The following is a 20,191-nucleotide window of genomic DNA, read 5'->3' as shown; positions in this document are numbered from 1 at the left end:
ATTAGGCTGGTTGTTTTTTCACAAAGGTAAAGCCTCGGGCATCTGCGCCCTCATGAAAATCTACTTCTAAATCTAGTAGGTACATGGTGTGCTTTTTTTCAACTAATACGGATATTCCTGCAACTTCATAAACAAGGTCAGTTTCTTTTTGCTTATCGAAACCAAGCATATATTCAAAACCAGCACAACCACCTGAACCCTTAATGCCAATTCGCAATAAATAACCTTCTGGAATATTCTTATTTTCCATGATGTTTTTTATCTCTTCAGCGGCTTTATCGGTAATGGTTACTGGAGTTATTGCTTGCATTTTATCACTGAGTTATAATATTCTCTCGTACTTTCTTAAATTCACCTTCTTAACACAAAAATACGTTATTCGTTAAGCTAAACATATGGAAGCACTAATTGAGTTCGGTAAAATCATTATTCCTGCAGGTCTGGTATTATATGCCATGTATTTGATTGTAAAATCATTTATTAATGCTGAGTTGGATAAAAAGAGACTGGAGGTAAGAGGTAAAAGCATAGAAACGGTTATGCCTAACAGATTGCATGCATATGAACGTGTTTGTTTGTTTTTGGAGCGCATTAGCCCGAATAACCTGATTGTCAGGTTAAATAATGGAAACTACACAGCAAGAGAGTTTCAGCAAATATTGTTGAATGAAATTAGAGAAGAATATAATCATAATGTTTCGCAGCAGTTATATATGAGTGAAGATGCATGGGAGCTTGTAAAATCAGCCAAGGAAGACTTGATTGTTACTATTAACGAGGCAGTTTCCAATTTAGATGAAAAAGCCACAGGGGTGGATTTATCGAAGCAGATTTTTGAGAAAACCATGCAAAAGGAACCAGACCCTATTCAGCATGCGTTACTTTCGGTGAAACGTGAGATTTGGGAGACTTTTTAATTAAGTAGAATGAAGAATGTAGAAGGAAATAAATTTTTTAAAAATGCGAGACGGAGGGCAGGAGCACTTTTGGGAAATAATAATCGGATGAGACAACTTCTTAATGTCTCAAAAGATAAGTTATCCGAAATAGACGTTTCTGCGGTCACAACATCTAAGCTGGCCACTCGCCTACGCACACTTATAAGGATGGTAAAGGCTTACAGAAAAGGAGAATATAGAGATATTCAGGTTCAGAATATACTTCTAATTGTGGCGGCCATAGTGTATTTTGTTACCCCGCTTGATTTGGTTCCTGACTTTATTCCTATCACCGGTTTGATCGATGACTTTACCGTTGTGCTTTGGGTGTACAACAAACTTCAAGAAGAAATTGATAAGTTCTTAGAGTGGGAGAATAGCCTCCAAGAAGGCTAAATACCTATCATTCCTAATCAAAATTACAATTATCTATGATTGCAGCTATTCAGCGAGTTTCTGAAGCATCAGTTAAAATTAATCATGAAATTAAAGGCCATATTGGTCAAGGTTTGATGATCTTGTTAGGCATTGAAGATGCTGATAATCAAGAGGATATAGAATGGTTGAGTAAAAAGGTTGCCAACCTACGAATATTTGATGATGAGGAAGGTGTAATGAACAAAAGTGTGATGGATGTGGATGGCAATATTTTAGTCATCAGCCAATTTACTCTGCATGCCAATACAAAAAAAGGCAACAGGCCTTCTTATAATAAAGCTGCCAAACCCGATGTGGCTATACCTTTGTATGAAGATTTTATTAAAGCGTTGGAAGTCCATACGTCTAAAGAAATTAAAACCGGTGAGTTTGGTGCAGATATGAAGGTTAGTTTAGTGAATGATGGGCCTGTAACAATTATTATCGATACGAAAAACAAGCAGTGAGCAAATTATCTAAATCAGCTCAAATAGCCAAGGAGGCGATCATTTTGCAAGACATAAACTCTGCAAGTCGTTATTTTCTAATTTTTAAGATACTATTTGTTTTTTGCCTGCTTTTGAGCTCCTTTTTTATGATTAAAGCGTTTGCTGAGGGGTTTAATTTAGGAGTAGTTATTTACCCCATTTGTACATTTATCTATCTGTACTTTTGGAAGGCTTATAGCAAAACACCTTACAGTTCAATTATCTCTGGTTTAAGTATTTATTTAATTCATTCTTTTATCGAATTGGTATTGGGATTTATTCCTTTAGAAATTATTCCTAACCATGGGGAATCATTTAAAAATGCCGGTAGGGGCATGTTTGGTGAAGTGGTTTTAATCTCTATACCAATAATTTATATCTCTATCAGATTGTTAATTATATATGTTTTCGGAAAATATTTAGTTAAAGTGGATAAACTAAAAGCAAGTGGTAGATATGAGCAGTTACTTTTAAAATTAAAAAAATGACAATCGAAGAAGCCCAGCAAAAAGTAGACGAATGGATCAAAACCATTGGTGTTCGATATTTCAATGAACTAACAAACATGACCATTCTTACAGAAGAGGTAGGTGAGCTGGCACGTATTATGTCGCGCAGGTACGGGGAGCAATCAGAAAAAGAATCTGATAAGAATAAAGAGTTGGGAGATGAGATGGCCGATGTTCTTTGGGTTCTCATCTGCTTAGCTAATCAGACCGGTGTTGATCTGACTAAAGCACTGGAAAAAAACTTTGAAAAGAAAACGATCCGTGATGCAGACCGTCATAAGAATAACGATAAGTTAAAATAACTTAAACTACTAACTCTCCATCTTTTAACTTGGGCACTACATCAAAAACATCCTCAGTTAAACAGTACTCAATGTCTTTGATAACGTTCAGCCTATTCAACCTTCTGGCATGAGAAGAGTTTTTAATCTGGCCGAGAAGATCATCTTTCATTTGTAAATAACCAGAGCGAGCTAATAGCGGTGCATCTGTTTCATAATCGAACTGATCAATAATTCTATCTACAAGAGCCCCCGCAAAAAGTGAGTCCTCAAGATTTACCTTACCTTTCCAGCCGGCACATAAAATAAGTACATTCTGCTTTTGAGCCAACACATACCTCGCTACGCTACTTATGTTTAGAAATGAACCGATTATTACTTCAATAGATCTTCTGGACTTTTCAATGGCAACAGTACCATTAGTGGTAGTTACTGCTACTTTTTTACCTTTTACTTTTTCATCCATATAGTCGAAAGGTGAGTTGCCGAGATCAAATCCTTCTACTTTTTCTCCATTCCGTTCTCCAGCAATCAGATAACCCTCGGTTTTCATTCGCTGGCATTGCTCAAGGTTTTCGAATGGAGTAATGCTTTTCACTCCGCTTGCCAAACCTGCCGTCATGCAAGATGTTGCTCTTAAAATGTCTACTACCACAACTACCTTGTCGGTAACATCATACAGGTGAATCAGGTCAGGACTAAGGCAAACGTCAACCGTTTTCATAAGCTAAACTTTGGCTGCAATGTTAAATGATTATTTTTTCTGATTACCCAGTTTTCTCTCCAACTCCTCAATTTTGCTAACGTATTCTTTTTCTTTTCGAATCATCTCTTCCTGTGTAGCTTGCAGTTCTTCCATGTTTTGACGCATCTCCTCTTCCTGGCTTTGTAAGTCTTCTGCCTGAATTTTAGATTGCTCTAATAACTTCTTGGTTGTATTGTTAATTTTCGCAGAGGATACTGTAGATGCGATATTTTCAGCCAATTTTTGTAGAAATTCTATCTGGTAGGTTGGTATTTCATTAAATGACACCAGCTCTATTGCACCAAATACCTCTCCATTGAGCATTAATGGCATAATCAGAATTACATTAGGCTTAGCTTCGCCCAATCCAGAGGTTATATTTACATAATCTTGCGGAACTTCCTTTAGGTAGATGTAGCTCTGCTCTTTCATTGATTGAGCCACAAGCCCTTCATCCATTTCTATTCTCTTATCCATCCACTTTTTGCGTTCGTAAGCATACGCGCCCTTTAGCTGAATGAATTTATCGCTAGGATCATCATCATTAATAAGGAAAATGCCACCTTGTATCACTTTCGTATAGCTTACCAAGTTGCTGATTATTTTGGAGCATAAAGCATCAAGGTTCTCTGAATCAGATTGAAGTATGTCTGCAAATTTCGCCAATCCTTCATTCGTCCATCTTCTTTTTTCTTCTTCACTCTTTGCATGCTTAAGGCTATTACGCATCTCCAGAAGTGAATTACCTAATACATCATCTTCACTGGATACTTCAAAATCAGCATCTAAATTGCCTTCTCCGATTAGCTTCGAGAAAGTAGCTTTTTTATTGAGCTCATCCATTAATGTATTGACTGAGCTGGACATTTGCCCTAATCGGTTTTTGCTGTTCACATCCAGCTTATTGCTCATGTTAATATCTCCTCTGGCTATATCTTTCAGCAGAGCGCTGGTCTTTTCTAAGGAACTAACAATATCATTACTGATTCTAAGAATTACGAATGTTAACAATGTTAAACCAACAATGGCAACAACAATCATAAACCAGAATGTAGTATTGATGGTACCGGTTATTTCAGCATACGGAACGATAATTCCCACTGACCAGGGGGCATCAGATCTACCTACCGGTATTGGTGCTATCGATACATAAGCATCATCTTGTAATTCTTCACTGTAGATAGTAAATGATTTTTTGCCTCCGGTTTGAACTAGCTCCATTAGATTAAAATCCAAATCGTCATAGTAGTCCAAAACTGTTAATGGCTTGTTTGAATATTCCGGATTTTTATGGGCTACTATGGTTCCGTTGTTGGAGGCCAGAAATGCATAACCATGCTCATAACCTTCAATAGTAGTCATTTTGCTGTATTCTTCTAATGACATATCGATGCCCATCACACCTAATGCCGTGCCATCATCATCTAACAAAGTTTTAGTTGGTGAAACGGCCAGTAATGTTCCTCCAGAATTAATATCATATGAGTCGAACTCATAAGGCTCGGTTAAAACCTCTACTTTCTCAGTTAAAAGTCGATAGTATAAACCATCAAGTACAAAGCCATTTAAGTCTTTTCTCTCCTGAGATGTTTTTATGGTTCCATTATCCCAATAGCAGTTAATACTCAGTCGACCATATTCTTTGGTCCAGGCAGAATCTATATATTCTAGTTGCCAGCTCATCCAAACCGCCTCGTATTTCGGGTACTGTTCCAAAATGCTTTTCATCAATTGAAACTGCATCTTTTCTCGTTGGTCTGTGGGCAGGTCCACATAATCCTGCATAATAAGTGTCATGGCACGAGTAATGGCCATATCTTCATCCAGTTTCGCCTTAATGTCGTTGGCTTTATCTGAGGCATACGTATCAGCTAGTTTTTTAGCTTCTTCAATGGCTTCATCACGCAGGCTGTAGATAGTATATCCAATAGTTATCGAATAAATTACTACGGTAAGACCCAAGATGAAAAACATCATCTTTTTCTTAATTGTCATGTTTTTGAACATGGCGAAAAAATGTATTTAGGTTTTATGTAAGTTCAATATCAGAATGCATTACGCAGTCTACATCAAAAATAATTTTTATTCTGAAACAAACTAATAAATTGGTGATCTCTGTGGATGTTAACTTCTTTTAACACTATTTTTTCAACTTACCTGAACATTCGGTAAATAATTGAATGATTAAACTCAATTAACGCTATCCTATAGAGAAACTAAAGAAAAAGGTGAGATGAGGTAAAATTACTGCTTTAAATTCTGGATTCTGGATTAAATCCGAAACGACAATCCAAATAAGCTGTCATGCCGGACTTGATCCGGCATCCCATTATTTCTTGACTAAATCATCATCATGATACCAATCTTCACTAAGGTCTTTCCACTTCGGATTTTCTTTTTCAATCAATTCATTTTTCCAAATGCGCTTCCAATTCTTAAGTTGCTTTTCTCGTGCTATTGCATCATTTACTTGATTGAATTCTTCAAAATGTACGAGCTTATCTACATTATACTTTGAAGAAAAGCCTTTGACAGTTTTTAGTTTGTGTTGGAGAACCCGTGTTTCTAAATCATTGGTTACACCTGTGTAAATTGTTGAATTTGAGTTGCTGCTCAGTATATAAACGAAGTATTGATGATCAGGCATTGTTTCTAAATCCAGGATTGCGGATCAAGTCCGCAATGACAAGTAGATATTTAAAATATTGTCATTCCGGCCTTGAGCCGGAATCTTTTTATTCATTAACGAAAATTTCATTAGCTCTCAAACCCAAACTTTTCCTCATATCAAAGGCAACTTACTCACTACTGCCTTCAGGCTTCGGTTTCTAACAGCTATGAATATTTCAGTCTCTGGTTTAGCAAATTCGGTTTTTACATAACCCATTCCAATACCCTGAGAAAGTACTGGCGACTGAGTACCAGAAGTTACTCTACCAATTTTATTTCCATCAGCATCCTGAATATCATAATCATGGCGAGGAATGCCTCTGTCAATCATTTTGAAACCGACTAACTTCTGAGTTACACCCTCCTCTTTTTGCTTCTTTAAAGCCTCAGAGTTGGTAAAATCCTTTGTAAATTTTGTAATCCAGCCAAGGCCTGCTTCTAAAGGCGAGGTGGTATCATCAATATCATTGCCATACAAGCAATAACCCATTTCCATTCTTAGGGTATCTCTGGCACCTAAACCAATCGGCTTAATGTCAAACTCTTTGCCAGCTTCCATAATTTTATTCCAAATCATTTCAGCATGATGGTTGTGCATGTATATTTCAAAACCTCCTGCACCTGTATATCCAGTAGCTGATATAATCACATGCTCAGCGCCAGCAAAATCTCCCACATCAAAGTGATAAAATTTAATTGCTGATAAGTCAACTGAGGTAAGTTTCTGTAAGGCTTCAACAGCCTTTGGTCCTTGAACTGCAAATAGTGAAAAGTCGTCAGAGATATTTTTCATCTCAGCACCTACATCATTCTTTGAAGAGATCCAATTCCAGTCTTTTTCTATATTAGATGCATTCACTACTAGCAGATATTGCTCTTCTTTCATTTGATACACCAACAAATCATCAACAATTCCGCCATCATCGTTAGGTAAGCAAGAATATTGTGCCCTTCCAATTTCTAATGTTGATGCATCGTTAGAAGTAACTTTTTGAATAAGATCTAATGCATTTGGACCGGAAATTAAGAATTCACCCATGTGCGATACATCAAAGATACCAACGCCATTTCTTACTGTCATGTGCTCTTCAATATCTGAGCTGTAACGTACAGGCATGTTGTAACCGGCAAAAGGCACCATTTTAGCACCAAGTTTTTCATGAATATCGTTAAGGGCTATTTTCTTCAGTTCCATAGTTTCTTAGTTAATAGGCGGCAAAGTTAATTTTTTAAATTTTATGAAAAACGGTTACCAGGCATTTGATGCCTCTTCCAGAATTTTATCATAAGTAGATTTTATCTTGGTATACTCTGAGTCACTTACCATGGTCTTTATTTTTTCTAAACCGGATTTTGCATAGGTTTCTTGCTCTATTCTGCCGCACTGATAAATGTATGCTATTAATAGTTTAATGGAATTAGGATTAATCTCAGTGGCGTTTAAAAGCATATTGTAAGCTTCAAACTTGTCAGTGAGATTCATGAATTCTGCGGAAGAAATAACTGATTCCTCGTAAAAGGGATTTCGATCTCCAAGAATATCAAATTGCTTTTTGGCCATGATAGAGTCACCACTTGAGAAGGCTATTAATCCTGTATAAAGTGCTTTTTCCAAAAACCTTTCCGGCCCAAACTCAACACCCTGGTTAATTTTACTTGCCAAATCACGAATCTGACCCTGATATGCCAGCATGTTCAATTCAAAGAATTGAATATTTTCAAAAAGCTGCTTATCAGTTATCGCAATGTTTTCAATAAGGCTGTAAACATTTATCGTGCTTTCAATAAGTTCACGATCCCACAGTTTTTCACACATAGTAAGCACCGCACTGGCTCTGTAATTGGGGTCTTTAATGGATTTTATTAATTGCTTAAATTCTGAAGTATCACTGTAGGAGAGCCTATACCTCGCATATAATGTTTTGTCGTAATCGCTCGCATTTTCATCGAGTTTACTTGACATCAGCGCATACATTTTTTCTGAAATTGACCTCAGATCAGTGGGACCATTTACTGAAAGATCTTGCCAGGCAAGTGCAGCATTTTCATGTTGCATTTCAGATAAGGCGATGGCTAAATGAAACTTAGCTTCTTCATAGTTTCTATCTAAAGACCACTGGAAATACTGAGCAGCTACTTCTGGTGCTTCTTGCTCCAATGCCCAAAGCCCAAGATCATCAAAATATTTGGCAGCAATTTTTTCCCTTGTGCTAGCCATCCAGTTGAGCTTTCTGAATGCAGTGTGCACTTGCTTATTTTTGTATTGATGCAAGCAATAAAGGTAGTCTAGCCCTTCTCTAGCAACATAGTTTCGTTCGTATTCAGCATAAGCCTTCAATTCTTTTGTGTTAAAACTATCGGCACTAAATAGCCGGTTAATAGCTTTATTTGAAAGTATGGATATATCTATGGTAGATAAAGCTGAATCAGAAAAGTTATAGGCTAACTCTTTAATTTTTCGATTCTTGTTGCTTAAAACCAGGGTGTTATTCAAACTCACCGGATTTGCCTCTACTGCATATTCTTTTAATACTGAATCAACATCGATAGAAAGATTGTTGGATGCAATTAAAGCCAAAATATTGCTGGCAGCACTTCCTTTTTTAGGGTTATTAGTAGCTGCCTTATCCAAAAAATAGATGGCAGAATCTATCACATTGGTTTTGCCATATTGCAAGCCAAGGGCATTTTGAATTTCGGTGCTCTGAGGAAATTTTTTCTGTCCATCTCGAAGTGTAAATAGTGCATCGAAAAATCGGTTTTGTTTATTAAACAGAATCGAAAGGTTGATATAGGCTTGAGGACTAGGATATTTCTTAATGGCTTCTTTATAGCGGATTATAGCCCGCTCCTCATTATTCATTCGATCATTAATAATCGCAATAGAGTAATTCGACTTATGATTAAAAAGAGCGTATTCACTGGCCTCTAAGTAATATCTCTCGGCAAGTAAATTTTCTCCATTGGAATGATGATAATCTGCAACACTGTTATAGTTTGAAGCTGAATTTTGAAACACGGGCACCTTCCAATTAGCCTTAAGTACAAATGCAATCACTACAATAAGCCCTGCAAACCTAAATGTGAAATAGGGCATGTTTGTAGGCTTATAGATTACTTTGTAGATAGCCAGTTTACTTTTTAGAAGTCCTGCAAAATTGGCCAGGGTATACAAAACGAAAATGAACCCAAACCCCATGTGGGCATATAAGATAAAATCCCGAAAAATCTCGAGGCCTGCATCATTTCCTATGTTATAAAAATGGGCAATTGTGGTGAAACAGATTATACCAAAGGTTAAGTAAAGCAGAGCGCCTGTGGGGGCAAATTTCAGGGCAAAATCATATTGGTTTTCGCGGTGTCTAAATCCCCAAATACCAAGAATGGCACTTACAGTTAAGAGTAAGTACACATCTAAATAAAATATATTCCAATCAACAAGGTTAGCTTCATGAAGATAGGCGAATACCACGTTTGTCAGATATATAATGCTGATAATTAAGAAGTGAACGGTACCATTTTTAGTGGTGGTTGTTCCAGATCCGAATAATAAAAATGCAAATCCGGCAACTATTTCATGCGCTACCGTGAAAATGAATACCAGACTCAAAACGGTTGCTGCTGAATTGAGCGATGTCGCCAAATAGAAAAATGGTTTTGGCGTAGCTGCTGAAAGATAGAAGAACAGAGCCAATGCGCCTGTAATAATCAAAAAGGCACCAATTCTTTTTATTAAGCTTGTTTGTGTCCAGAATTGATTAAAAAGATAAGATAAAGGCAGATAGAGTAGTATAGCAGTGATTAACCCTATTTTGTCATTGCTATCAAATAGTAATAAAAGCTCTAGTTTAAGACTTACCAGAAAGAAAGTGAATAAAGCTACACCAATGAAGTACCAGAATTTTTTAAAAGCACTTATCAATGCAATGAGCACTGAGGCGCAGATGCTTATAATCGCTAAGAAAATGTAATAATCTGTAGAGGATATTAATGGTGCTGTTCCGGCATATTTTTGCAGAAAATAAGTGCTTTCTACATTTTGTGTAAGATTAAACGGGCCTATCTTAAATACGTCAACTAAAATTCCTGTTTTATCTACTTCGGCTAAAATATTCCAATCTAAAAAACTGTGAATACCAGCAAAATAGTGGTAGCACATCCACAGGATTGATAGTAACAATCCGCCTAAAAAAAGCAGGTATAAATTACGACCTTCTTTGGGCCAGGTATTCCAGAAATAGTTTGTTTGCATATTACTCCATTACTTTTGGGACTCTGAAAAAATCAGCATCCTTTTTTGGTGCATTTTTTAATGCACGCTCATGACTTAAATGTGGTTTAACTTCATCTTCTCTTAGCACATTTACTTCGTGAGACATTGTAGTAAGCGGAGCCACACCTTCAGTATCTACTTCGTTGAGTTTTTCAACCCATGTGATGATTTTGGACATATCAGCCATCATAGATTCTGCTGATTTCTCATCAAACTCAAGTCTTGCCAGGTGCGCAGTTTTATTTAATAATTCTCTATCAACTTTCATTGAGTGCTTTCTTCAATTCCTGATCAATAGTATCGAATGTCTGTTGCTTAAGTTCAGCCAAATTTTCTAATGTTAGACCCTTAGTTTCTATCGGTTCGTGATAGATTACTTTAATGGTTCTGACCTTTGGCAACCATTGACCATCAGGCAAAATTATCCAATTATAAGGAATAGTTACCGGCACTATTGGAATTTGTTTCTCTATGGCCGTTCGGAATGCTCCATCCTTAAATTTTACCATTTCAGGCACATTGTTAGTTAAAATACCGCCTTCAGGAAAAATCATTAGGCTCTTGCCTTCATCAATAGCTTCAAATGATCTCAGAATAGTATTATACCTGCTTTTTAAACTAGTTCGATCTACTGTTATGTGCAGTTTTCGATACATATAGCCGAATAATGGAATATTCTCCATATCGTTTTTTCCCACGAAAACTGCGTTAATTTTATTTAAACCCATTGTTGGGATATCCAAATACGAAAAATGGTTAGGGCAGAACACATATTGTCTTTTCTCCTTGTAATTGAATCTATATTCCAGATCAATTGGAAAGAAGGTAAGCCTGAAGAATAGATTTGCCCAAATTCTATTGAATATGCCTGTAAGATGAAATTGACTTTGTCTGAAAATAGGTATTAAAAATAGGGGTAGGAGCAGAATAAACAGGATCATAAAAATGATCAGCGCATAAACTGTGTGAAGGCCTCTAATTATTTTCAAATGAATGTCCTTTATGATCAATGCGCAAAATGATGAAATATCCTCTGCTAATCCAGTTATGAATGATTAAAATTTAGTAATTTCATAGGTCAAAATAATCAAGAAGATGAGAGTACTACATATATTCAGCTCGGTTATTCTATTTTCATTTTTCGCTTACATGGGTTGCGATAGCGGAAGTGATGATCCTTCAATTACCGAGACAGAAAGAGTAAAAACTTTATTAATCGGAGATGCGGCTATCGGAACAACCTGGAATATACAAAGTGTAACTGTAGGTGAAGTTGATTATACAGATGAATTCAGCGGACTTTCTCTCACTTTTTCCGATGGAGGTGTTACAGCTGAAAATGGAAGAGCTGTATTTGAATCAACGGATTCATGGAGTTTTAACGATGAAAGTGCCACTTCATTTACTACAGGCTTGGGTTTAAATGTTACTATTCAGGGAATAACGCAAAATTCATTGGTTTTAAGATTTGTATTGGATGAAACAATTTTGGGTAGGCAAGATGCAGTAGCAGGAGAAAATATTTTCACATTTACAAGATAAATCAATTATGACGCCCCCGCCTCCATTTAGTTATACCTATTCCCCAAACATGCCAGAGTTGCTACTCGGTTTAAAGTGTTCTGTTGCTATTAGCACATACCAAACGGGCAAGGTTGTTTTATTTTCAGCCAAAGATGAAAACCAGCTTATTCAGCTTCCAAGAAATTTTGATAAGCCCATGGGCTTAGCGTTAGAAAACGGAAAGCTAGCTATTGCCACAAGGGACGAGCTAATAATAACCACAAATGCCCCTGGAATGGCCAGGAATTATCCGGCTAATCCAAATACTTATGACAGTCTCTTTATACCCAGGGTTACATATCATACAGGCACATTAGACCTTCACGACATCACTTATTCAAATAAGGGGTTAGTAGGAGTGAATACATTATTTAGTTGCTTATCAACTTTTGATTCAGACTTTAGCTTTAAAAACTTTTGGAAGCCCCACTTTATCACTGAATTAAAGCCGGAAGATAGGTGCCATTTAAATGGATTGGCCATTGATAAAGAAGGTAATCCTAAATATGTAACAGCATTAGGACATGGGGATCAAGGCCGAGAGTGGAAGGATAAAATGCTGGAAGGAGGCATATTAATGGACGTTGAATCTAATTCGATTATTGGCGATAAATTACCAGTACCTCACTCACCAAGAATTTATAATGACGGTTTATGGATGTTACTTTCTGCCACGGGCGAAGTTGTTAAGGTAAATGTAGCAGATGGTAAATACGATGTGGTAACAAAATTGAATGGTTTTGTACGTGGGATGGATAGAATTGGTGATTATTTATTTGTTGCCACTTCTAAATTAAGACCAAACAGTTCATTGTTTAAAGAAGCTCCCGTAGCTAAAAACTCTGTGGTATGCGGAATTTCCGTCATTTATATTCCTACGGGGCAACCCTGCGGACACATACTTTATCAAACCTCGGTGGAGGAATTATTTGATTTGAAAATTTTACCTGGCATGATGCGGCCAAATGTGTTAAATCATGCCAAGCAAATGCATAAGTCATCAGTAATTACTGAACAAGAAGTTTTCTGGGCTCAACCGGAAAAAGAAGAAAATAAAGAATCTGTTACATCATGAGTAATTTAAACCAACTACTCGCTAAAAGGCTAAAAGCCAAGCATCAAAAACTATCTTCCAGGTTTCTTAAGGGAATAGAGGAAGGGAACTTTCAAACCTTAACGACAAGAAAAAAATATAGTGTTGTTGAAAGGCTAAAAAAAGTTGAAAGGCAATTAAAGGAGCTTGGAGCAAAGGCTAATATTAAAACAGGTTTAAGTTTTAAACACTGGGCAGTGGCATTAGCACTCGGTATTGTTGTAACATCAACCTCATTGGCGCAAAAGAATGAGCCCAATAAGAAGTGGGCAAATAGAGTTAATAAGAATAATGGTGCTGGTGCAAAAACTGAGGCTCAAAATATATTCTTCACTCAAGTTCAGCAACTTGGCGAAGGAGCCAGCGCTGGAGCATTTATTGGAGATTTCGATAATGATGGTGATGATGATGCGATATATCTAACTTACACTGAGGCACCTGTAATGCTCATCAATAATGGAGACTTTACATTTAATCAACAGATTATTCCGATCACCAATTTTGATGCATTGAGATTAGCTGATCTTTCTGATTTTGATGGAGATGGAGATTTGGATTTGCTGACAGTCAGAGGACAGAACGGTTACCCTCTTTCAACGAATATTTTACGAAATGATGGTAATGGTAATTTTATTGAGGAATTAGGAAGTATAGGTAATGATTTACTGGATTCGGATAAAGTGCTTTTCGCGGATTTTGATGGAGATGGTGATACAGACTATGCTTACAATGATCAATCTGTAAGTCCTTTTAGTGTTTCTATCTACTTAAATAATACGTTTAATTTCACTCAATATTCTACTAGTACTGGATTTGGAGGCTATGGTGTCTTTCAAATTTATGGTGTGGCAGATATGGATGGAGATTCTGATCTTGATATTGTTTATCGAGGCCAAGATCCTGGATTTAACAATGGTATTAGAATTTTGACTAATGATGGGTCGGGTAACTTCACTGACAACTCCGGCTTCTTTTATCTATTTGGATATGATGAAATAGCTATCGGTAATTTAGATAACGATGGTGATGTGGATATCTTATTAAGTGCTAATCTATATCCTGACGTTCAACTAACACCTTTGTTACAGACATCTCCCGGAGTCTTTACTGCAGGTACACTTTTTACAGCAACAAATGGAAACAGAGCAGATGATTTAATCATCAGGGATTTAAATAATGATAATAACCCTGAAGTGATTATGAGTTCTGAAAACAGAGAAACATTCATTTTCGAAAATTCCGGCTCAGCAATATTTATAAACCCACAAGTACTGAGTGGTAGCGTATTGCCTGCCAATTTAGATGGCAATGGTGATATTGACTTATTCGTTAGTAACGGAAATATAGAATCATATGAAAATACTGGCGGTCTTACCTTCTCTTTAAATCCTACTAATATCGTAACTGTTGCTAATTCCTACGACATTGATTTAGTAGATATTGACAGTGATGGTGACTTAGATATTATACAAGGCGCTATTCCAAGAGTTTGGCTCAATGATGGCTCAGGACAGAATTTTGTTTTGAGTCAGGAAGCAACGTCTTATTCTAATGAAAAACATGTGTTTGGTAGATTAGATGGAGATGCCGATTTAGACTTTGTTGCCATTCCAGACAATGGGAACATTATTTACCCTGGTTTTGATATTTGGACTACGAATGCCGGTACACTTTCATTCAATTCTAACAGAGGATATGGCGTGTATGAAACCATCGACATCGGTCTGGCAGATTTAGATGGAGATACGGATTTGGATATTGCATTAATTGCCAGAGAAGGATCAACGCAGTTTTATTTGCGAACTCTCATTAATAATGGAGGTCTAAGTTTTAGTCAACAAACTAATCTAAGTATTCCCTTAACCTCTGATGGCGGAAAGTTTGAAATAGGAAATATAGATGCAGATGCGGATTTAGAAATAGTTTTGGCTTATGGTTATACTGTTGAAAAATTTGATAATGACGGGGCAGGTAATTTTACTTCTAGTGGTATAGTATACAACGGCTCTCCAAGTTTAGATGCTAGTGTAATTATTCTTGCAGATCTGGATAACGATTCTGATTTAGACTTATTCATTGGTAATAGTGAGGAATATGCTGGCAATCAGTACACATTATTTAATGATGGAACAGGGGCATTCTTTGCTCACCCTGGAGGGTATCTTGGATTTGATTCAGGAGGGTACATTTATCAAGCTTCTGTCGCAGATGTAGACAATGATGGGGATTTAGATATCGCCACAGCAAATTATGGACAAGGCATTCAGTTTTTTCTAAATGATGGTACAGGAGTCTTTGTAAGAGATGATCTTAGCTTAGGAAAAGGAGATGAATATACGACATTGGCTTTTGGAGATTTAGATGGAGATAGCGATTTAGATTTAGTAACTGGCGGCTACTATATTGCTAACAAAGTATTCAAGAACTTAGGGAATGTTTTAGAAGCAGATTCAACTGCATTAGTTGCTTTTTATGATGCTACTAATGGAGACAATTGGACAAATACACAAGAAGGTACTAATCCATGGAAAGTAGGAAATGTTGATACCTGGTTTGGTGTATCTGCTGCGGCAGACGGAGTAACGGCTTTGACCTTGCCAAATAATAATATAGAAGGCCCAATACCAGCAGAATTTAATCAATTAGGTCGATTAACCGATGTTGATCTTAGCGGGAACTTAATCAACGATATTCAAAGTAACTTATCTGGATTAACGGCACTCACTAGTATAGATCTTTCAAATAATAAATTAGACTTTGGAGATTTTGAACTCATTGGCAGTCTACCAGGCTTGGTGATTGGAGAACAAGAGGCAAACGATGTTGCTTCATTTGATTTGATTCCAGCAGGAAGTGCCACTTCTGTTACGTTTAGTATTGCTGGATCGGCCAACGAATATCAATGGTTTAGAAATGGGGCTATAGCAAACGGAGAAACTACAAATACAGTGGATATAGCCTCAATTGATAGAAGTAATATGGGTGATTATTATTGCGAGGCTACTAACCCAGATGTGCCTGGCCTAACTATTACTTCTGCAACTAAAACAGTTTTGGCTACGGCCGTGTGTACTGGTCAGATTAACATCAATGAAACTGACCCAGCCACTGATGGAGATGTGTTACTCATGAGGATAAATTCAAACGGGTTCGATACTACTCAAGTAGTTATAATGAATAGCACAGGTCAGTTCCAAATGAATGATGTAGTTCTTGCTGATTACATTTTAGCTAGTGTGGTTGATACAATTGCTCACCCCGATGCAATACCTACTTATTTTGGTAATACAGTTTTTTGGGCGGAAGCAGATACACTTTTTATTAATGGTGATCTTACTGCGGACGTTACAGCCGTTTTTAGCGCCAACCCAACGGGTGATGTTGGCCAATTTGCAGGTTATTTGGAAGAAGAAATTCCTGATGGTGGTAGGATAGAGGCCAGAGGCAGAGTGAGTGGCGCAGGTGTAACATTGAGAAGAGGAAGAAGCACCTCTAAAGGTGAAGGAGCCGGTGAATTAGCATACTACGTATACACGAATGATGCTGGAGAATTTATGGTTAGAGGCGTTGAACCGGGCGAATATAATATTGATATACAATACCCTGGTTATCCTATGGATGAGAATTCATTTATTGATATAACAATTGGTACTGGACCAAAAGATAGCCAGGTTTCAATTGAAGCGTTGGTTGATCAAGGAGTTATTTCTGTAAGACAACTTGTGATACTCGCTACAGAGGAGTTTAATAATGGAATATTGTTTTACCCGAATCCAACAAGCGATTACCTGAAAGTATTAGATAACGAGAATCGAGGAAAATTAAAAGTGGAGGTGTTTACAGCCAGTGGCAGAAAATTGAAACATTTGAATTTTACCGATGAAGTAAGTATTGATGTGCGCGAGTTACCAGCAGGACAATATATTGTTACTGTTAGAGATGACAACGGAAATGAGTTAGAAACCAGAAGAATATTGATTGAGTAATCAATCTAACTTTACATTACATCTTTGATCTTTTAAAAGGCTAACCGCATCATCCATGTCAATATTGGCTTTGGTTTCATCCATTTTTTCGTTGAATGAGCGATTAAGTTCTTTTCTTCTCATGGCTTCGTAAAATCGCCTTACCTCTACGGGTTTATCCAATATAAGAGGAGGAACTATGGTCGGTTTGTTGTCATCATCTTTGGCTACCATCGTTACATAAGAAGTATTGGTGTGCTTCACACTGCCTTGCTTCACGTTTTCTGCAATTACTTTTATGCCAACTACCAGCGAAGTTCTTCCTACATAATTAATAGAAGCATGTAACGAAACCAGGTCTCCAACTTCCACAGGTTGTAAAAACTCTACACCATCTACAGAAACAGTTACACAATAGTTGCCTGCATGTTTACTGGCACAGGCATAAGCAACCTTATCAATGAGCGACAATAAAATACCACCATGAATTTTACCCCCGAAATTGGCGTATGAAGGAATCATAAGCTCTGTAATCGTGGTTCGTGAATACTCTACAGTTCTTCCGGGGTGGTTTTCCATGTTTCAATTTATAAAATTAAAATGGAAAAAATGAAAATAACTTACCCTACCATCTTATTACTCTGATCGTAATACAAGCTTAACAAGGAATCCATTTTTCTTTCACCTGATGCTATTGAGAAAATCAAATCCCATTTCTCTTGTGATAGTAATTTTTTCAATGGCTGCTCTACACTAGGTATTCTTTTAAATGGGAGGGTTAATTTTTTATCCCAAACCTTAGCATACTTTATTAAATCATCAGGGTAAACCACCTTTCTTCGTGTCCCTTCATTGCAGGCTCTAAATGGCTCCGATACATTTAAATAACCATAATCATCTGTTAATTGCTCACCAGGGTGTATATCTCTAATGGCAATTTCAAAATCATAAGGAGTAGTGAAGCAGTTTGAGTTAAAACTGTGATTTACAAAGCGGCCGTTGTCCCAACAAAGAATATAATTGCCGCTTCCATTTCGGTAAGAATAAACTTCAAGAATGTCTTTATACGTATCCTCAAAGTTCTGCACCTGATCGGGAGTAAATTCACGATCAAACTTGTCAAGTACCCATGTAATAGTACCTTTTGGGATGAAATCTGTGGCTACAACCCCGTAGCCTATTTCATCATTTATGAACCGAAGCTCAGTTTTAGGGTGTATCATTTCTGTTAAAGAACTATAACAATGTGAATGTACTAATTAGTTGAATTAGTTGTATCTCCCAGCTGACAATCTCAAACAATTAATATTAATGTTTAAACGGTATTAATATCTTTATTGACTAAACAGTTTGAGATATGAAAAAGAACAAGATAATATTTATGATAGCCACCGGTTTTTTATCGGTTTTAATGCTGATGTCAGCGGGTATGTATTTTTTTAATTATGATGAGGTAAGTGGTATTTTTGATCAGCTGGGCTACCCAACTTATATCATTTATCCGTTAGGGGTGCTAAAAGTTTTAGGCTTGGTGGCAATTTGGACTAGGTTAAGCACTACGCTCGTTTATTTTGCCTATGCCGGCTTTCTGTACGATTTTATGCTAGCATTTAGTGCTCATGTAGCTATAGGTGATGGTCAGCAGGGTGGAGCTGTGGTAGCTATCGTTCTGTGGTTGATATCATTTACTTTTTATAAGAAGGTATACGCCTAAGCTAATCTTGTTAAAAGCAGATTTAACTCAGTTTGGAGTGTTAATGTACGGTCCTTTGCGTACCACGTGTGCAGTTCAGTAGCAAATTCTTCATAGGTTAATTCACCAGCCTTCATGCGCAGTAATTTTTCTTGCACGGGTTGTGGCCTTGGTCCCCACTGAGCTAGTTCCTGAAACTCTTCATCCAATATGATTAATTTCGGAATGGATCGGCCTCCATCTGTCAAATATTCATCCATTATATCCAGGTTTTCATCCCTGAGCAGCAACCGTAGCTCGATATTAGAATTCAATTCAGCAATTTTATTAATTACTGGAATATTCTGTGCTGCGTCTCCACACCAACCTTCTGTAAGAATCAGCCAATTTTGTTTCTCATTGATGTTGGCAACAGTTGTTTTTAATTCATCGGTAAGTTGAGCGATCTTTTCCCACTTGTTCATTCTTTGCTCATTTAACTTAGTATAGCTGAGCATATTTTCAGAATGGTTGTCACCGGTTGTCTTGTTTATTGCCAACAAGCGCTGAATTAGCTCTCTGTATTCGCTGTAGGTTAATCCATTCTCCCAATGAACTTCATTTACAATGGATGCTTTCAATTCTTTTGTCATAATGATATCAAAACTAAAAAGCTCCACAAATAGTTGTGGAGCTTTTTAAATTATAGTCAATTGGTCGTTAAACAGACAGTTGGTTATGCTGCCTTTTTCACTTCTGCTAGTTGTACTTCTTTATGCTTAGCTAGCTTAATAATGCCAACAGCATTCAATAACTTAATTACCTGGTAAGTAGGGTCAATTTCATGCCATCTGAATCCACCAAAATTGGCTCTGCTGCCGTGTTTATGGTGGTTGTTGTGATAGCTTTCGCCCATCATTAGAAAATCTACAGGTAAAAAGTTTCTTGATGTATCGCCTACTTCAAAGTTTCTGTAACCATACTTATGGGCAAACCAGTTAATAATAGCACCATGAATTGGCGACATTAAAAATTGCAAAGGCAGAAGTAACCATAACCACCAAACTGTAGCAAATTGCCAGTAGATAGCTACATATACAGCACCCCAAAGCACTCTGGATACCCAAGAACGTGCAAACGTGTCAAAAGCAGTCCATTCAGGAACATCTTTTGTGAAACGATCATCAACCTTCATCTTTTTGCTCGTAATAGCAGAATAGATGGTTTTTGTTTTCCACATCATTTTAAATAGACTTTCGTCATATTTAGGTGAATGAGGATCGTTAGGTGTATCGGCATAAGCATGGTGCATTCTATGCATAATGCCATAACCGTATGCGCTTAAATAATTAGATCCCTGGAATATCCAAGTAAGAACAAAGAATACCTTTTCCCAGGTTTTGCTCATGGTAAATGCTTTGTGAGAAGCATACCTGTGCAGGAAAAATGTTTGAAAGAATAGCGACAAATACCAGTGCGCTATAAAAAATGTGATTATAACAGCCATTTAATAATAATGTAAAGTTTCGAAACTAACGGCACTTTGTGCCTTTAGTATAGAGACAAGCACAACAGAC

Annotated in this window: 21 protein-coding genes; 9 read left to right on the top strand and 12 right to left on the bottom strand. The window is 37.0% G+C overall.

Going from position 1 to position 20,191, the window contains the following annotated elements:
* Window position 1: 1 nt before the first annotated feature.
* Window positions 2-310: a HesB/IscA family protein gene (locus JR347_RS01205; RefSeq protein ID WP_205722244.1), complete on the bottom strand. Its 309-nt coding sequence runs from the start codon at window positions 308-310 to the stop codon at window positions 2-4.
* 85 nt (window positions 311-395) lie between these two features.
* On the opposite strand from JR347_RS01205, the gene JR347_RS01200 reads away from it, so the two are divergent.
* From JR347_RS01200 to JR347_RS01180, 5 genes are all read left to right on the top strand, one after another.
* On the top strand, window positions 396-917 hold the full coding sequence (locus JR347_RS01200) for a DUF7935 family protein (RefSeq protein WP_205722243.1): 522 nt from the start codon (window positions 396-398) through the stop codon (window positions 915-917).
* A 9-nt stretch (window positions 918-926) separates the two neighbouring features.
* Entirely contained in the window at window positions 927-1,334 is a 408-nt protein-coding gene (locus JR347_RS01195) for a YkvA family protein (protein ID WP_205722242.1), read from the top strand.
* A gap of 35 nt (window positions 1,335-1,369) precedes the next feature.
* The gene (gene dtd / locus JR347_RS01190; RefSeq protein ID WP_205722241.1) at window positions 1,370-1,822 is read left to right on the top strand and encodes a D-aminoacyl-tRNA deacylase; all 453 of its coding nucleotides are present in this window, start codon (window positions 1,370-1,372) and stop codon (window positions 1,820-1,822) included.
* 128 nt (window positions 1,823-1,950) lie between these two features.
* Window positions 1,951-2,331 (top strand): hypothetical protein, encoded by a 381-nt coding sequence (locus tag JR347_RS01185; protein WP_205722240.1) that lies wholly within the window; start codon window positions 1,951-1,953, stop codon window positions 2,329-2,331.
* Window positions 2,328-2,654: a nucleotide pyrophosphohydrolase gene (locus JR347_RS01180; RefSeq protein ID WP_205722239.1), complete on the top strand. Its 327-nt coding sequence runs from the start codon at window positions 2,328-2,330 to the stop codon at window positions 2,652-2,654. Before JR347_RS01185 ends, JR347_RS01180 begins: the two co-directional genes overlap by 4 nt.
* A 1-nt stretch (window position 2,655) precedes the next feature.
* On the opposite strand, the gene JR347_RS01175 is transcribed toward JR347_RS01180, so the two are convergent.
* The 7 genes from JR347_RS01175 to JR347_RS01145 form a co-directional block, all read right to left on the bottom strand.
* Window positions 2,656-3,357, bottom strand: a complete 702-nt coding sequence (locus JR347_RS01175; protein ID WP_205722238.1) for a 2-phosphosulfolactate phosphatase — start codon at window positions 3,355-3,357, stop codon at window positions 2,656-2,658.
* A 30-nt stretch (window positions 3,358-3,387) separates the two neighbouring features.
* On the bottom strand, window positions 3,388-5,373 hold the full coding sequence (locus JR347_RS01170; RefSeq protein ID WP_205722237.1) for a GAF domain-containing protein: 1,986 nt from the start codon (window positions 5,371-5,373) through the stop codon (window positions 3,388-3,390).
* A gap of 334 nt (window positions 5,374-5,707) precedes the next feature.
* Window positions 5,708-6,025 (bottom strand): GIY-YIG nuclease family protein, encoded by a 318-nt coding sequence (locus JR347_RS01165; RefSeq protein ID WP_205722236.1) that lies wholly within the window; start codon window positions 6,023-6,025, stop codon window positions 5,708-5,710.
* Between the two features lie 135 nt (window positions 6,026-6,160).
* Window positions 6,161-7,243 (bottom strand): glycine cleavage system aminomethyltransferase GcvT, encoded by a 1,083-nt coding sequence (gene gcvT / locus JR347_RS01160; protein WP_205722235.1) that lies wholly within the window; start codon window positions 7,241-7,243, stop codon window positions 6,161-6,163.
* A 54-nt stretch (window positions 7,244-7,297) separates the two neighbouring features.
* A complete protein-coding gene (locus tag JR347_RS01155) occupies window positions 7,298-10,300 on the bottom strand; it encodes a tetratricopeptide repeat protein (protein ID WP_205722234.1) in 3,003 nt (1,000 codons plus the stop codon).
* 1 nt (window position 10,301) lies between these two features.
* Entirely contained in the window at window positions 10,302-10,589 is a 288-nt protein-coding gene (gatC, locus tag JR347_RS01150; RefSeq protein WP_205722233.1) for an Asp-tRNA(Asn)/Glu-tRNA(Gln) amidotransferase subunit GatC, read from the bottom strand.
* Window positions 10,579-11,310: a lysophospholipid acyltransferase family protein gene (locus tag JR347_RS01145; RefSeq protein ID WP_205722232.1), complete on the bottom strand. Its 732-nt coding sequence runs from the start codon at window positions 11,308-11,310 to the stop codon at window positions 10,579-10,581. The genes gatC and JR347_RS01145 overlap by 11 nt, the downstream gene beginning before the upstream one ends.
* A 106-nt stretch (window positions 11,311-11,416) precedes the next feature.
* Between JR347_RS01145 and JR347_RS01140 the strand changes: the two genes are divergently transcribed.
* From JR347_RS01140 to JR347_RS01130, 3 genes are read left to right on the top strand one after another with little or no spacing between them, the layout of a single operon-like run.
* Window positions 11,417-11,863 (top strand): hypothetical protein, encoded by a 447-nt coding sequence (locus JR347_RS01140; protein WP_205722231.1) that lies wholly within the window; start codon window positions 11,417-11,419, stop codon window positions 11,861-11,863.
* 49 nt (window positions 11,864-11,912) lie between these two features.
* Window positions 11,913-12,959, top strand: a complete 1,047-nt coding sequence (locus JR347_RS01135; RefSeq protein ID WP_235689724.1) for a TIGR03032 family protein — start codon at window positions 11,913-11,915, stop codon at window positions 12,957-12,959.
* On the top strand, window positions 12,956-16,963 hold the full coding sequence (locus JR347_RS01130) for an FG-GAP-like repeat-containing protein (RefSeq protein ID WP_205722229.1): 4,008 nt from the start codon (window positions 12,956-12,958) through the stop codon (window positions 16,961-16,963). The genes JR347_RS01135 and JR347_RS01130 overlap by 4 nt, the downstream gene beginning before the upstream one ends.
* Here the strand turns inward: JR347_RS01130 and JR347_RS01125 are convergent, their stop codons facing one another.
* Window positions 16,964-17,521: an acyl-CoA thioesterase gene (locus JR347_RS01125; protein WP_205722228.1), complete on the bottom strand. Its 558-nt coding sequence runs from the start codon at window positions 17,519-17,521 to the stop codon at window positions 16,964-16,966.
* A gap of 41 nt (window positions 17,522-17,562) precedes the next feature.
* Entirely contained in the window at window positions 17,563-18,165 is a 603-nt protein-coding gene (locus JR347_RS01120; RefSeq protein WP_205722227.1) for an SET domain-containing protein, read from the bottom strand.
* 134 nt (window positions 18,166-18,299) lie between these two features.
* On the opposite strand from JR347_RS01120, the gene JR347_RS01115 reads away from it, so the two are divergent.
* Entirely contained in the window at window positions 18,300-18,656 is a 357-nt protein-coding gene (locus JR347_RS01115) for a DoxX family protein (protein WP_205722226.1), read from the top strand.
* Here the strand turns inward: JR347_RS01115 and JR347_RS01110 are convergent.
* Window positions 18,653-19,267 carry a thioredoxin family protein gene (locus tag JR347_RS01110; protein ID WP_205722225.1) on the bottom strand — a complete coding sequence of 205 codons (615 nt, stop codon included), beginning with the start codon at window positions 19,265-19,267 and terminating at the stop codon, window positions 18,653-18,655. The two genes, JR347_RS01115 and JR347_RS01110, sit on opposite strands and share 4 nt — an antisense overlap.
* Before the next feature lie 83 nt (window positions 19,268-19,350).
* On the bottom strand, window positions 19,351-20,121 hold the full coding sequence (locus JR347_RS01105; RefSeq protein WP_205722224.1) for an acyl-CoA desaturase: 771 nt from the start codon (window positions 20,119-20,121) through the stop codon (window positions 19,351-19,353).
* Window positions 20,122-20,191 lie beyond the last annotated feature (70 nt).

The organism is Fulvivirga lutea, assembly GCF_017068455.1.
Lineage (GTDB): Bacteria > Bacteroidota > Bacteroidia > Cytophagales > Cyclobacteriaceae > Fulvivirga > Fulvivirga lutea.
Note: the sequence above shows the minus strand (reverse complement) of the source record. Positions and strands in the feature narration are given on the sequence as shown.